We start from the raw sequence: 15,766 nt of genomic DNA, 5'->3' as shown, positions 1-15,766 counted from the left end.
CCCTCACGGAAAGACCCCTCCTCCATGGCGACCTTGCTGTACCGGCTCGGGCGGTTCTCCTTCCGCAGAAGAGGCCGAATAGCCGCGGTCTGGCTGCTCCTGCTGACTCTGCTGGGTATCGGAGCCGCCACCCTGATGGGCCCGACCAGCGACAAGTTCTCCATGCCGGGCACCGAGTCCCAGCGGGCGCTGGACGATCTCGACCGGCAGTTCCCCCAGGCCGGCGGAGCCACCGGCACCATCGTCCTCGCCGCGCCCGAGGGTGCGAAGCTGGACCCCGCCGCGGTGGCACCCGTGGTGGAGGAAGCCTCCGGGATCGACGGCGTCACCGCCGCCATGGACCCGTTCCAGACCGGCGCCGTCTCCCAGGACGGCCGGTACGCCCTGATCCAGGTGCAGTTCGACAAGGCCGTCGACGAGGTCACCGACGAGCAGAAGTCGGCCTACGAGGCCGTCGGCGCCGAGGCCGGGGACCTGCGGGTCGAGCACGGCGGCGAGGTCATGGGCGGTGAGGTGGAGGTCGGCTCCACCGAGGCGCTCGGAGTGCTGGTCGCCGCGGCGGTCCTGGTCGTCACCTTCGGCTCGCTGGTCGCAGCCGGCATGACCCTGCTGAACGCGCTGATCGGCGTCGCGGTCGGCATGGCCGGCCTCTTCTCCCTGACCAGTGTCATCGAACTGACCTCCACCGCCCCCATCCTGGCGCTGATGCTGGGTCTGGCCGTCGGCATCGACTACTCGCTCTTCATCACCTCCCGCTACCGCCAGTACCTCGGCGAGGGCCTCGAACCCGAGGAGGCCGCCGGCCGTGCGACCGGCACCGCCGGCTCCGCCGTCGTCTTCGCCGGCGCCACCGTCGTCATCGCCCTGGCGGGCCTCTCCGTCGTCGGCATCCCCTTCCTGAGCGTGATGGGCCTGGCCGCGGCGGGCACCGTCGCCGTCGCCGTCCTGGTCGCCCTCACCCTGCTGCCGGCCTTCCTCTCCTTCGCCGGCCGGAAGATCCTGCCGCGCAAGCAGCGCCGGGCGGCCGGGAAGGGTGCCGAGGAGCCCGCCGGGAAGGGCGCCGTCACCGAGGGCTTCGGCTTCACCTGGGGCCGCCTCGTCACCAAGCTGCGCGTCCCGCTCCTGGTCGTCGGGGTCCTCGGGCTGGGCGCGCTCACCCTTCCGGCCCAGGACATGCGCATGGCCCTGCCGGACGCGGGCACCGCCGCCGAGGGCTCCCCCGCGCGCGAGGCGTACGACCTGACGTCCGAGGGCTTCGGCGAGGGCTTCAACGGCCGTCTCATCGCCGTCGTCAACGGTGAGGACGCGCAGTCCACCGCGGCGGCCGCGGAGCAGGCCACCGCCCTCATCCAGGACACCGACGGCGTCCTGGCCGTGGCCCCGCCGCAGCTGAACGAACAGGGCACCACCGCCCTGCTGGCCGTCATCCCCGAGGCAGGCCCGACGGCCGCCGCCACCGAGGACGCCGTCCACGACATCCGCGACCGGGTCGCGGACATCGAGGGGGCCGACATCGCCCTCACCGGCGCGACCGCCCTGGGCATCGACGTCTCGGAGAAGCTCGCCGACGCCCTGCCGGTGTATCTCCTCCTGGTGGTGGGCCTGTCCATCCTGCTGCTCATGCTGGTCTTCCGGTCGGTCCTGGTACCGCTCAAGGCGGCCCTGGGCTTTCTGCTCACCGTGGGCGCGACCTTCGGCATCACCGTCGCCATCTTCCAGGAGGGCCACCTCGCGAGCCTGGTGGGCGTCGACACCCCCGGCCCGCTGGTGAGCTTCCTGCCGATCCTCCTCATCGGCATCCTGTTCGGCCTCGCCATGGACTACGAGGTCTTCCTCGTCTCCCGTATGCGCGAGGACTTCGTCCACGGCGCCGACCCGCAGGCGGCCATGGTCAGCGGCATGGGCCACAACGCCCGTGTCGTCACGGCCGCCGCGCTCATCATGACGTCCGTGTTCGGAGGCTTCGTCCTGATGGACGACCCGATCATCAAATCCATCGGCTTCGCCCTCGCCGTCGGCGTGATCATCGACGCCTTCGTCGTCCGCATGGCGCTGGTCCCCGCGGTGATGTCACTGCTCGGCCGTGCCGCGTGGTGGCTGCCCAAGGCCGTCGACAAGGCCCTGCCCGACCTCGACATCGAGGGCGAGAAACTGAACCGGCTGCCGTCCCCGCAGACGCGCGACGAGACCCCCGTCTCGGTCTGACCCGCGCACCGGCCGGACCGGACCACACCCCGGAGGACGGGACCCGCGACAACGGTCCCGTCCTCCCTCCGTTCCTTCCCGCTTCCCTCACCCTTTCCGACTCCCCCCGGGGGAGTCACGCGGACCGTCGTTCTTCGAACCGCGCGGTGTCCCGGGTGTCCCGCTGCCCCCGGTGCGCCGGAGGCTCACCGCGGAGCCCTGAACGGCTTGTTCTTCGCACACCCGCGTCCGGGGTTGAGGGGTTACCGGCAGACAGGGACGGGCCGGCGGTGGGGACGCCACCGGCCACGCCAGGCACCTGGTCGGCGGAACACCCGCACCCCGTTGTCAGAGGCCTGCCCTACAGTTCCCGTCACTTGATCAGTGTGGATGCGGGAGGCACGCATGGGGTGGGTGTCGGCCGGCGACTACGAAGTCGCCCTCGACGACGGCAAGGTGGTGTGCCGCAACGCGACGGGACGACGGCTGAAGTCCGTACCGTCCAAGATCGCCGACGATCCGGCGGTGGTGGGGCTGCGCCAGCTCGTCGAATGGCTGGAACGGCACGAACGACAGTGCCTCGCCGACGTCGAGCGGTGGATGGTGCGCTCCCTGCCGGTGCCGTTCGCGGTCCTGGCGCGGGTCTGGCCGGACCCGGCCTGGCAGGCCGCCCTGCGCGACCTGGTGGTCACGGGCACGGACGGCGTGGTGGCCGGGTTCCTGCGGGACGCCGACCCCGAGCGGGGCCTCGGCCTCGTCGACCTCGATGGCGACACCGTCCGGATCACTCCCGGTCTGCTCTGCCTGCCGCACCCGGTGCTGCTCGACGAGCTCGAGGACCTGCGCGAGTTCGCCGTCGAGATCGGCATCGAACAGCGCGCCCAGCAGCTCTTCCGCGAAGTGTGGCACCGGCCCGCGGCCCTCGACGCCGAAGCCGGCTCCGTCGAGGACCACGCGGGCGGCGCCTTCAAGGAACTGAGGTTCCTGCACGGCCGCGCGTCCCAGCTGGGATACCGCGTGCGCGGCGGCCACGCCGTGTGCTCCGTACTCGAGGACGGCCGCGGTGTCGAGGCCCGGGTATGGGTCGGCGACTACGACGGCTACTCCGAGACGGAGACCGGCCCGCTCGTCTTCACCGACCCGGCCGGCCGGGCCCTGAAACTCGGTCAGGTCGGTCCGGTGGCCTGGTCGGAGGGCATGCGTATGGCAGCCGCACTGTACGCCGGACGCGACATCGAGGACGAGGAGCGTGCGGCATGACGACCCACGAACACGACGGATTCACCTTCGACGAGACCACCTCGGCCGCGCTGCTCGACGCCGGCGCCGTACTGCCCCCGGCCGCCACGGACCGCGAGGACGCCGACGTCCTCACCGCCCGCACGTACACCCACACCGCGCTGGACGGGCGCAAGGTCGTACGACTGGTACCGGGCACGCTCGGTGAAGCCGAGGATCTCGCCCTGGACTTCCTCGGTCTCGCCCGGGAGCCGGAAACCCCCGAGGTCGGCCAGGTGCGCCGGGAAACCCTCGGCTTCCCCGCCTGGGCGCTCGTCAACGACCCGGCGAACGGACACCACGCCCTGGCACTGGTCAGGGACGTCGAGCGGCTCGCCCGGCAGGCCAAGTCCCGCCCCGGCACCGCCAAAGACGGCTTCGAGGCGCTCGGCGGGCAGCTCGGCCGGGCCGTGCCGCACTTCCTGCCCACCTTCTACGAGCAGGCCGCCCGCGTCTTCCTGCAGCACGAGAACACCACCTACGCGGCGGCCTTCTTCGGCAAGGCCCGCGAGGCGGAGCGGGTGCACGCGCTGACCGTGGACGAGGAGCGGCAGCGGTCCGTCTTCCTGGAGTTCGCCTTCGCCGGGGCACTGACCGTCAAGGCGCTCAAGGAGCATGTGAAGGCGCTCGCGGCCCGGCTCGCCCCGGCCGAGGCGTGGGCGCAGTTCCGGCAGCTGACCGTGGAGCGCTGCGCCGCCGGCATGCCGCCGTACGCGTCGCTGCCCCAGGACGCGCGCACCCTGATCAAGGCGGCGGGGCTGGACCGGGTCACCGAGGAATGCGCCCTGGTCGCGGACCTGCTCGCGTCGCCCGCGGCCGTGCGGGCGCCCGCCTCCTTCTGGAACACCTACCGGCCGACGCTCGTCGTCCTCGCCGAGCGGCAACCCGACGCACGGGCCCGGCTGCTGGAGATCATGCCGGCCGGACTGGGCCGCTCCACGAAGGACGACGAGTTCTGGCTGGCGCTGCTCGCGGAGACCGGCGCCGACCGGCTGCTGGCGGGCGAGAGCGCGGACGGGACCGACGCGGCGGACTGGCTCAGTCGCTGGGCACTGCACCGCAAGCACGGCGGCACGGTCAGCGACCGCTCACCGGCCACCCTCGCGCTCGTGGAGCGCATGGCCCCGTCCCTGCGCGCACACGGCCGCGCCGTGGACCTCTTCACGGGCCGCTGGCACGCCGGCGCCGATCTCGACCTGCTGGACCTGTGCGTGGCCGAGAACGTACCGCTGACCCGGCCCGGGTCCGGCACGGACGTCCACCTCTCCCTCGGCCGGTGGATGGAGGACACCGGAGCCGGGCGACGTGACCTGACGGCCGTCGCGGCGGACCCGCGCGGCCGGCGCATGCTGTACGACGCCGTCGGCAACCTGCAGCGTCAGCGGACCGGCACCGGGCTGCTGGAGCAGATCGCCGGCCATCCCGTCCTCGCCGACGTGCTCCGCGAGTGGCTGGAGGACGCCGCCGACGAACTGGACGGCGCCACCGGTCCGGCGGGCGCCCGCGCCGCGCTCGAACGGCTGCGTCCCTTCCGCACGGTCGCCGCCCGGATCAGCCGGCAGGCCGTCGCCAAGGCCGCCGCGTTCGACATCGCACCGCTGCTCGGCAACACCCTGCGCGCCGGCATCCCGGACGAACTGGGCTGGCCGGCCCTCGAGGAGGCGGTGCGCCGACTCGAGGCCGGGACCCGGCGCGGTCATGACGACACCCTCGCTGTCCAAGAGTGCTGGCCGGCCCTGATCCTCTCCCGCCGGCACAAGGCGATCGTGGTGGGCCCCCAGGACATCCTGCTGGAACACGACCTGCGGCTGCCGGCCGAACCGGACCGCTGGCAGCGGCCCTCGTTCCGCTACACGGACGGCGAACTGCTGGTGATGTGGCGGCAAGGCGCCAAGAGCCACGGCTACTGGTCGGCCCGCCCGACCGAGGTGTTCCCGCTCGGCGGCGAGCAGCTCCCGTCCTGGTACAGCAGCGGCGACGCGGGCGAGACCTCGATCCCGATCCCGGACGGCGGCCGCGCCACCGGCGGGCGCGCCCTGCACGCCGGCGACACGGTCCTGCCGCCCGGCCGCCCCGTCATCGGGGACGGCACCTCCTACTGGCGCCAGGGACGGCAGGGCGTGCGGCAGGTGTGGCTCGAGTACGACCCGGCCACCGGCACCCACGGTCGTGCCTCGCTGCCCGCGTTCCTGCGCTCCGGCATCCAGGACGGCGCCACCCTGCTCCAGCAGCACTGCACCGTGCTGCCCCTGCAGCCCGGTCTGGAGCACAGCCCGTTCGGCACCGACGGCACGGTCCTCGGCCGCTGGGTGCGCACCGAGGGCGAGGGCGACGAGACCCGCACCACCGTCGGCACACCGGACGGCCGAACCGCCACCCTGTCGGCGGACAACCGGATACCGGGCATACCGCTCGGCGTACTGCGGCTGCCCGGCGGCGTCGAGCCCCTCGTCGTCGCCCAGCACCGCCAGGTCACGCTGTACACCACGGACGACACCACCGGTGTGCGGGAACTGGGCCGGCTGACACCGCTGCAGCGCGGCGGCGAGTTCGCGGCCGGTACACCACTCGTTCCGCCGGTCGACTTCTGGCACGCGCTGCGCCCGCGCGACGAGAGCGCTTCGGCGATCCTGCGGACCCTGAGCGACGAGAAGGCGGAGGAGCTGCTGCGCGCCGGGGCCCGTGTCCTGGCGGAGCGGCAGGCCGAGGTGGCGGCGGCCGAGCGGGCGAACGCGGCCTCCGGGAACGGGGGCGGGGGCGGCCAGGCGGCCACCACCGGCAACCCCGCCGTCCCGAGCGCCCAGGAGGTCCTGCGCAAGGCCGTCTCCCGCGCCCTGCCCGACCTCACCGAGCCCCGGGTGCTCACCGGCGTCACCTCCCTGGTGCACGCGGTGCTGCGACTCGCCGAGTCCGTCGCCGCGTTCGTCGAGCCTCCGGCGGAGCGGCCCAGGGCCCGGTCCCAGTGGGTTCTGGGCATGTTCGCCGACTACCGTCCCGAGGACGGCGACGACCAGACGCTGCGCGAGGCGACCGCCGGCCTCGCCGGGCAGTACGGCTGGTGGGGTGGCGGACAGCGGTGGAGCGTGCTGCGCCAGATCCGCGCCGTCAACCACGTCCTGACCGGGAAGCCCGCCGACGGCAAGGCCCTGCCCGGCAACGCCCGCCTCACCGGCCCCGACGACGGATGGCGCAGCGACGAGCGCACCGTCCCCGCCGGAGGCCCCGCCTGGCCTTCCCTGCTCGACGCGCTGCGCCCGCTCGCCTACCGCGCCGCCGCCCCCACCCTGACAGAGGCACACCGCAGAGCACTGCTGCTGCTCTTCGAGGCGATCACGGAGGGCCCGCTGGCCGCACCCGGAGCCGCGCTGCGCGAGGTCGTGCTGAGCGAGCCGCGCGGCAAGCAGGACCGCGCCGGTCAGGTGCTGCGCCGCGACGGCCGCACCGTCGTCGTCCTCGGCTGTCAGAGCGTCGACCACCGCCACGACCGCGTGAACTGGCTGGCCCTGGACCACGATCCGGCGGGCACGTTCGGCGCCGTGGCCCACTTCACCTCGGCCCGGGAGGCGGCACACCCGCCGGTGTTCCCGGCCGACACGCTGGCGGCGGTGACGGGGCTGATCCGGGACAAGGGCCCCGCACCCTGGCAGCCGGAGGCACCCGCCGCGCTGGCCGCCGCCACGCGGGGCGGCCTGGGGCCGGTGCAGGCCGCCCTGCTGCTCGCGGGGAAGCCGACGCAGCTCACCGACGAGGTGAGCGCCGCGACAGCCCTGAAGCCACGGCAGAAGCAGCTCGGCGACGCGCTGCTGAGCTCGCTGGAGCCCGGCGACCGGGCGGCCCTGGTCGGCGCCCTGCTGCCGGCGAACCCCGGTGACCTGTGGACGACCGGACCGGACACGGGCGCGGCGGGCCGGGTGTGGGCCGAGCGCCTCGACGGCGTCGTCCGTCTCCCCGAGGACCTCGTCGGCGACATCGCCCTGCCGGGAGTGCCGACCGGATCCGTCGAGGAGATGCTCAACCCGCGCCGCACCCCCTGGCTCAGCCGCACCACGGTGCAGCGGCTCGACAAGGACGGCAACCTCGTACCGGAGGACCCCGCGGCGCTGCCCGGACGGTACGACCTGGCACGCGCCGTGTCCTCCCTGGCCGGGCTCGCCTACTCGCTGCCGTACGGGCACCCGCTGCGCGCCACGCTGCCGGAAGGACTGGCCGCGCTGCGCCGCCGCCTCGCGGACCCCGGGCTGCTGCTCGACCTCGGCCTGGAATGGACCGAGAAGGGCTCGTCGACCGCCGTCGAACTGCGCAAGGCGTACGGACTGCCCGCCACCGGCGGCGCCGGCGCAGACGGCCTGACACCCGTCGGCGAGGCGCTGGTACTGCGTCCCTGGCACGGCGACCAGGAAACCGTCCTGGTCCGCTCCGCCGCCCTCGTCCGCGCGGACGACCCCGTGTTCGGTCTCGTCGAGGGACTCGTCGGAACCGCGCGCGGCGACGGAATGCGGGCACTGCGGGCGGTCCTGGACGACGAACTCGCCCGCGCCGTCGCGGCCGGAACGGACCCGGCGGACCCCACCGGGTACGCCCATGCCCCGTCCGTCAGCGTGCCCGAACTGGTCACGGAGGTCGCCGAGGCCAACGGCCTGGGCGAGGACGCGGCGGGGCTCTACCTCCAGCTGCTCGCCCTGCCCGACCCGACGGACCGCAACTGCGTCCGCCGGACCGGCTGGAAGCCCGCCCGCATGAAGAAGGCACGCGCCGAACTGGCGGCGGCCACCGGGCTGGTCGTCGAGGCGAAGCGGTCCCGGGCCGGCCGCACCCTCTTCCTGCCCTGCGGCTGGCTGGACCTGAAGTCCCCCGCCCTGCCGGTGGAGATCTGGAAGCAGGACCTCTACCCGGTGCGCGGCGACGCCCCCGCGGTGCCGCTGCTGCCGGTACCCGAACTGTTCCGGCGCGCATGGGACCGCGTCCGCGCCAACGACGCGCCCGCCTACGAGGAACTCACCACCCGCGCCACCCGCAAGGGCCGCCGCCGATGACCACGAGCCTTGCGGGGCCCGCAGAAAGCAGGGTCCACCCGTGACCACCGTCCACCCGCGCCCGGAAGAACCCGCACCGATGACCACCGCCCTGCCCCCTTCCCCGGCCCGCCAGATCGTCCCGCCCGAGGACCGGTACGCGACCGAACTCGCCTTCCTCGCCGCCCACGACGACGGACCGCGCCCGCCCGCCTGGCGGCTCACCCCCCGCGCGGTCGTCACCTTCGTCATGGGCAGCGCCGGCGGCGCCCTGAAGCTGCCCGACGACGCCGAAGCGCCCGACGGGGTGCCGCGCCGACTGGTGATCGAGGACAAGTTCGTCGGCGACCGGGCGCTGGTCGAGCGGTGCGTGGTGACCCTCGCCGGTGAGCGCGGTCTGCTGCTCGTCGGCGAACCCGGTACCGCCAAGTCGATGCTGTCCGAACTGCTCTCCACCGCCGTGTGCGGCACCAGCGGCCTGGTCGTGCAGGGCACGGCCGGCACCACCGAGGACCAGCTCAAGTACGGCTGGAACTACGCGCTGCTGCTGGCGCAGGGCCCCACCCGGCAGGCACTCGTGCCCTCGCCCGTGCTGACCGCCATGTCCCGGGGCGCCGTCGCCCGCGTCGAGGAGATCACCCGCTGCCTGCCCGAAGTGCAGGACGCGCTGGTGTCGCTGCTCTCCGAACGGCGGATCGCCGTCCCCGAACTGGCCGGCGGCGAGGACGCCCTGGCGCACGCCGCGCCCGGCTTCAACCTCATCGCCACCGCCAACCTCCGCGACAAGGGCGTCTCCGAGATGTCCGCGGCCCTCAAGCGCCGCTTCAACTTCGAGACCGTCGGCCCCATCGGGGACCTCGACGCGGAGACCGCACTGGTGCGCGGCCAGGCGCGGGCGTCCGTGGAGCGGGCCGGCGCACCGTTCCAGGTGGACGACGCCGTCCTGGAGGCCCTGGTCACCGCGTTCCAGGACCTGCGCGAGGGCCGGTCGGCGGAGGGCTGGGAGGTGGAGCGGCCCTCGACCGTGATGAGCACTGCGGAGGCCGTGTCCGTGGCCGGCGCGCTCGCCCTCGCCGCGGCGTACTTCCCCGGCGACCGCGACGTGCTCGGACTGCTGCCCGGCCATCTGCTCGGCGTGGTCCGCAAGGACGACCCCGCCGACGCCGCCCGGCTGCGCGGCTACTGGGACGGACCCGTCCGGCGCCGCGCCGAACAGGGGTCCGCCACCTGGCGCACCCTGTGGGACCTGCGTACGGTCCTGGAGGGCTGACCGCCGTGTCCCTCTCCCACCGGGCCGCCCACGAGGGCCCGCCCGTCCCGCCCGACGAGGCGCTCGCCGCCCTCACCGGCCCGTCCGCGCCCTACCTCGTCGGCGTACGGCACCACGCGCCCTCCCTGGCCGCGGCCCTGCCCGCGCTGCTGGACGAGGCGAAGCCACAGGTGCTGCTCGTCGAACTGCCCGCCGAGATGCAGCAGTGGCTGCCCTGGCTGGGACACGAGGAGACACGGGCCCCGGTGGCGCTCGCCGCCGCCCCCGTCGACGGGACCGGCGGGGGACCGGCGTTCTACCCGTTCGCCGACTTCTCGCCCGAACTGGCCGCCGTGCGCTGGGCCGCCCGGCACGACGTACCGGTGGTCGCCTGCGACCTGCCGCTCGCCGACCCCGCCTGGGCCGAGGGACGGCGGGCCGCCGCGACGGGGGCCGGCGGCCCCGGGCTCGCCACCGCGGTGCGTTCCCGCCTGACGGGCCGCCCGGGGGACGACCTGTGGGACCGGCTCGTGGAGGCGACCGCCCCCGGTTCCCCGCCCGAGGCGCTGCGCCGGGCCGCCCTGCTCACCGGGTGGGCCCTGCGGGAGGACGCGGCCGCCTCGGGCGGCGTGCCGGAACTGGACCTGCGGCGTGAGAGCTGGATGCGGGCCCGGCTCGCCGAAGCCACCGCACGGGGCGAGCGGGCCGCCGCGGTGGTGGGAGCCTTCCACGCCCCGGCGCTGCTGCGGCCGGACGCGGGCGAGGACACGGCACCGGACCGGGACCGGGACCCGGGGAGGCCCGGGTGGACCACCTCGCTGATCCCGTACACCTACGCGCTCCTCGACGAGCGGTCCGGCTACCCGGCGGGCATCCGGGACCCCGAGTGGCAGGACATGGTCCTGCGCGCGGGGGGAGACCTGGAGGCACTCGAGGAGGCGCTGACCCGGGCGGCCGTACGCATCTGCGCCGAACTGCGCGGACTCGGACACCCCTCCGGACCCGCCGACGCACGGGAGATCAGCCGGCTCGCCTCGGACCTCGCCCGGCTGCGCGGCCTGCCCGCGGCCGGCCGGGGCGAACTGGTCGAGGCCGTACAGACGGTGCTCGCGCAGGGGGAGCCGTACGGGAGGGGACGGGCCGTGGCGCGGGCGATGGAACGCGTCCTCGTCGGCACCCGCAGCGGGCGCCCCGCCGCGCGGGCGCCGCGCAGCGGCCTCGCCCCCGCGGTCGAGGCCGAGGCGGCGCTGCTGGGCCTGCCCGGCCCGGAGACGGACGGCCACAGCCCCGGTCCCGCACGGGACCTGCGGCTGGACCCGCTGCGCTCCGACCTGGACCGGCGCCGTGAACTGCTGCTGCGCCGGCTGGCGGTGTGCGGGGTTCCCTACGGGGAGGCCAGGGAGGTCGTCGGCGCGGGCGGCGCCGAAGCCCTCACCTCCCGCTGGGAGGTGCGCTGGACACCCGCCACGGCGGCCGTGCTCACCGCGGCCGGCATCCGCGGAGTCACCGCCGCGCAGGCCGCCGAAGGCGTGCTGCGGGAACGGCGGCACCAGGAGCGCGACGAGGGCGGGCCGACGGCCGCGCAGGCCCTCGAAGGGCTCGTACAGGCGGCGGAGTGCGGCCTGAACGGGCTCGCGGACGAACGGCTCGGCGATGTCGCCGACGTCCTGCCCGGAGCCGGAACCCTGCCGGAACTCCTCGCCGGCCTGGCCCTGCTCGACCGGCTGCGGGCCGGTCATGTACCCGGCCTCGGCTGCGACACGGACCGTGAGGCCCGGGCGGCCGCCGTCGGGGAACTGCTCACCGCGGCGGCGGTACGGCAGGTGGACGGCCTGACCGGATCCGAGGACCTGGCCGACGCCCACGCCCTGCTCGAACTCGCCCACCGGGCCGACCTGCTGGGCGGCATCCGGCTCGCCGACGCCCTGGACCGCCTGTCCGCCGACGGCTCCCCGCTGATGCGTGGCGCCGCCGGAGCCGTCCGCGTCCTGCTCGGGCACGAGGACGCGCGGACCTTCGGCGACCGCGTGGCCTCCTGGATCGACGGGGCCACCGACCCCGACTCCCGTACCGCGCTCACCGCCCGGATCGGCGGACTGCTGTCCGCCGCGGGCCCGCTGCTGGAGACGGCGGAGCCCGCGCTGGAGCCCCTGCTCACCCGGGTGACCGAGCTGCCCGACCGGGAGTTCCTCGACCGGCTCCCCGCGCTGCGCGGCGGCTTCGACACCCTGAGCCCCGCGGCCCGCGACCGGCTCCTCGCCGCCGTCGACGAGCGCCTCGGCACCGCGCACATCGCCGACACCGACGGCGTCGACCCGGCCGCACTCGCCGCCTGGACCGCGGCGGACTTCACGGCCCGCGAGAGGCTGCGGTCACTGGGCCTGGTGACGGATCCGTCCCCGGCTCCGGCCGAAGACACCCCGCCGGACGGCACACCGCGGAACCCGGGGAGCGACGCCCCGCAGCAGCACACGCCGAGCGCTGTGCCACAGCCCCCGCCGGAGCCCGGACGGGCGCCCGAACCGGGTGTCACAACCCGCCCCGCAGCGGCTGCCGGCCCCGAACCGGACACCAGGCCCGGCCCCGCGGCGCGGCCGGGGCCGCAAGGGACCGCCCGGCCTGGTGCGGAAGACACCGCGCAGTCGCCCGGAACGGGCCCCGGGGCGGATGCGGCGGCCGAACCCGGGGTGCGTCCCACGGCGCCGTCCGGGACACGGGGCGCGGTGCCGTCGGGGCCGGCCGTCACGGCGCCACGAGGACAGGGGCGCGACGCGCGCACCGAACCGGGTGCCGTGGTGCGGCCCGGACCCGGGGGCGCCCTGGTGGGCGGGGTCCACCCGGCGGGGGCCGGGGACACCTTCCTTGCTCCCGCCGACCGCTGGCGCCTCCTCCTCGGCCGTCGTACCGACACGCTGCCGTCGTCCGCCGCGCCGCTCGCGACCGCGCTGGACGAGCTGTACGGCAGCGGACGCGGTGAGGGCAGCCGGGGCAGTCTCGCGGGCCGGGGAACCGGCGGGGGACGCCAGGCGCCGTATCCCGGGGTGCGGGAATGGTCGGAGGAACTGGCCGCGCTGTTCGGGCCGGGTATCCGCGAGGAGGTCCTGGCGGCGGCCGCCGCGTCCGGCCGCACCGACGTCCTCACCGAACTGGACGCGGACGCGGCGCGCCCCTCGGTGGACCTGCTGCGCACCGTACTGCGGCACGCGGGCGGCCTGCCCGAGGCCCGGCTGGCCGCACTGCGTCCGCTCGTACGGCGGTTGGTCGACGCGCTGGCCCGGCAACTGGCCACCCGGCTGCGCCCCGCCCTGCACGGCACGACCCTGCCCCGCCCCAGCAGACGGCCCGGCGGCGGCCTGGACCTGCCCCGCACCCTGCGGGCCAACCTCGCCACCGCGCGCCGCGGCCCGGACGGAACGGTACGGGTGATCCCCGAACGGCCGGTCTTCCGCACCCGGGGCCGCCGGGCCGCCGACTGGCGGCTGATCCTGGTCACGGACGTGTCGGGTTCCATGGAGGCGTCCACGGTGTGGGCCGCGCTGACCGCCTCGGTGCTGGCCGGGGTGCCGACCCTCTCCACCCACTTCCTGGCCTTCTCCACGGAGGTCATCGACCTCACCGGGCACGTGGACGATCCGCTGTCCCTGCTGCTGGAGGTCAGCGTCGGCGGCGGTACCCACATCGCCGCCGGCCTGCGGCACGCGCGTGAGCTCGTCACCGTGCCGTCCCGCACCCTCGTCGTGGTCGTCAGCGACTTCGAGGAGGGCTATCCGCTCGGCGGTCTGCTCGCCGAGGTCCGCGCGCTGGTCTCGGCCGGCTGCCACGTCCTGGGCTGCGCGAGCCTCGACGACACCGGCCGGCCCCGCTACTCCACGGGGGTCGCCGGTCGGCTCGTCGCCGCGGGCATGCCCGTCGCCGCCCTCAGTCCGCTCGAACTCGCCCGCTGGGTAGGGGAGAAGATCGCATGAGCCCGGACCTCCCTCCGGTCGTCCCGTCCGTCACCGCCGAACTCGTCGGGGCGCTCTCGGCCCGGCTCCGCAAGCGCCTCGACGCGGGCGTCACCAAGCTCCTGGCGCGTCCGGTCACCCGGGACGGCGACACCGTACGGATCTCCGTCGACGACGAGACCGACGTCGTCCTGCACGCACCCAGTGGAGCGGTCACCGGCGCGGACGCGATCCGCTGCGGATGTCTGCTGGCCCCCGCCTGCCTGCACCGCGCCGCGGCCGCCTCGGCGGCGCCGGTCGCCGACGGCACCGCGGACCGGGACCCGGATCCCGACGGGGCCACCGGCACCCGGGACGGGACGGCACAGGCGGACCGTCCGAACGTGGAGTCCGAACCCGAGACCGCGACCCCCGCCCAGCACGCCGCCGCCCGCGCGGTGTTCGACGCGGCCGCCGCCGTCCTGGAGGCCGGTACGGACGGCTCCGGTGCCGTGCTCCAGGCGGAGCTTCTGCACGCCGCGCACACCGCCCGCCTCGCGGGTCTCCCACGGGCCTGCGCCGCGGCCGTCTCCGTGGTGAGTGCGGTCCGGGCGGCCCGCACCGCCGACCCCGCCTACCGGCTCACCGGCCTCGCCGACGCGCTCGCCGGTGTCCTCGGCGTCGCCCACCGCCTCCCGCACGCCACCGGCCGCGAACTGACCGACCTGCGGGGCACGGCCCGGCAGCCGTACCGCCCCGACGGCTCCCTGCGCCTGTACGGGATCTTCTCCGAACCCGTCCTCACGGCCACCGGCTACGCGGGCGCGGTCACCTGGACCGCCGACGCCGACGGACGCCTGTACACGGTGTCCGACGTGGCACCCGGCGGACCCGCCCGGGCGACCGGCGCCGCCGACCGGGCCGTACGCATCGGCGACACCGCCCTGACCCACCGTGAACTGTCCCGTGCCGGGCTGGCCGTGTCCGGCGCCACCGTCTCCCCGGCCGGCCGCCTCGGCGCGGGCGCCGGCGTACGGGCGGTCCGCGCGTCCGGCGCGGCCTGGCGCGACGCACCGCTGGACCGGCTGTGGGCCGTGCCCCCCGCCGAACAAGTGACCCGGGCACTGAGCGGCGCGCAGGACCTGCTGTTCCTCGAGGTGACCCTCACCGGCACGGTGCGCGAGGCGACGGGCGACTGTCTGCTCGCCGACTGCGCGGGCGTGCCCCTGCGCCTGACCACCGCCCACGACGACCCCGCACTGCCCTGCCGCGACAACCTCCGCCTGCTCGCCGCCGCCGGTGGCAGCCGGCTGCGGATCGTCGCACGCCTGGTGCCCGGACCGCATCCCCGTGCCCTGCTGCTCGCCACCGAACACCCCACCGACCCCGCGGCCCGGGTGGACCTCGGCCTGGACCGCCTCCAGCACGCCGATCTGCCCCCTGGGGCCCTCGCGCCACCGGCCACGGACGCCGCCACCGGGGACGAGGCCCCGCTGCACCTGCTGCGCCGCCGCGTCCACCAGGCGGTGCCGGGGGGCCGCCGGGTCCTCACTCTCGCCGGGAACGCACCGGGCGATTCCGCCCGACTGCGCCGTCTCGGCCTCGCCACGGCGGCCGACCTCCTCGACGACCTCCACGCCGCCGCCGCGGACCGCGCCCGAGACACCTTCGGCCGTCTGCTCCCGGCCGACACGGGCCGCTTCGCCCGGTCCTGGCTCGCCGCGGCCGTCTACACCGACCTGGTCGAACAGGCACTGTGCGCCCACGCCTGGGGAGCCGCCGCCGACGAGGAGGCCCCACCGGCCAGGACCTGACCGACCCGGACCCGGACCCGGACCCGGACCCGGACCCGGACCCGGACCCGACCGATGGGGCCCACCGGCCCTCCCGCTCCCCGACACCCACAGTTCGGCCTCGGCTTCGGCTTCGGTGCTCTCCGGGCCAGGCCGACCGCGGTACGGGTCCGATGGGAACCACTCAGTGAACACGTCCCACCACAGATACCGGATGGCCTCCGGGACCGGCCCCGAAGCGGTGAACACCGCCCAGGTGCCGACCGGGACGGGCAGTACGGCCGCGCGCCCGGCTGCGCCCTCGCCGGGCCCCTCGCCGCCCCGGCC

6 protein-coding genes are annotated in these 15,766 nt (G+C 75.5%); all 6 read left to right on the top strand.

Annotation, left to right across the window (positions count from 1 at the left end; genetic code table 11):
• Positions 1-24: 24 nt before the first annotated feature.
• Positions 25-2,205, top strand: a complete 2,181-nt coding sequence (locus tag ACTWJ9_RS31515; protein ID WP_443296056.1) for an MMPL family transporter — start codon at positions 25-27, stop codon at positions 2,203-2,205.
• 384 nt (positions 2,206-2,589) lie between these two features.
• Entirely contained in the window at positions 2,590-3,444 is an 855-nt protein-coding gene (locus ACTWJ9_RS31510) for a DUF4132 domain-containing protein (RefSeq protein WP_279337765.1), read from the top strand.
• Entirely contained in the window at positions 3,441-8,495 is a 5,055-nt protein-coding gene (locus tag ACTWJ9_RS31505) for a hypothetical protein (RefSeq protein WP_443296055.1), read from the top strand. The genes ACTWJ9_RS31510 and ACTWJ9_RS31505 overlap by 4 nt, the downstream gene beginning before the upstream one ends.
• A 79-nt stretch (positions 8,496-8,574) precedes the next feature.
• Entirely contained in the window at positions 8,575-9,744 is a 1,170-nt protein-coding gene (locus tag ACTWJ9_RS31500; RefSeq protein WP_443296132.1) for an ATP-binding protein, read from the top strand.
• A gap of 5 nt (positions 9,745-9,749) precedes the next feature.
• A complete protein-coding gene (locus ACTWJ9_RS31495) occupies positions 9,750-13,688 on the top strand; it encodes a DUF5682 family protein (protein WP_443296054.1) in 3,939 nt (1,312 codons plus the stop codon).
• Positions 13,685-15,460, top strand: coding sequence for a hypothetical protein (locus ACTWJ9_RS31490; protein WP_443296053.1), 1,776 nt, complete (start codon positions 13,685-13,687; stop codon positions 15,458-15,460). The genes ACTWJ9_RS31495 and ACTWJ9_RS31490 overlap by 4 nt, the downstream gene beginning before the upstream one ends.
• Positions 15,461-15,766 lie beyond the last annotated feature (306 nt).

It is taken from the genome of Streptomyces sp. GDS52 (assembly GCF_052246875.1).
Taxonomy (GTDB): domain Bacteria; phylum Actinomycetota; class Actinomycetes; order Streptomycetales; family Streptomycetaceae; genus Streptomyces; species Streptomyces cathayae.
The sequence above is the reverse complement of the archived record's forward strand: the minus strand, read 5'-3'. Positions and strand labels throughout refer to the sequence as shown.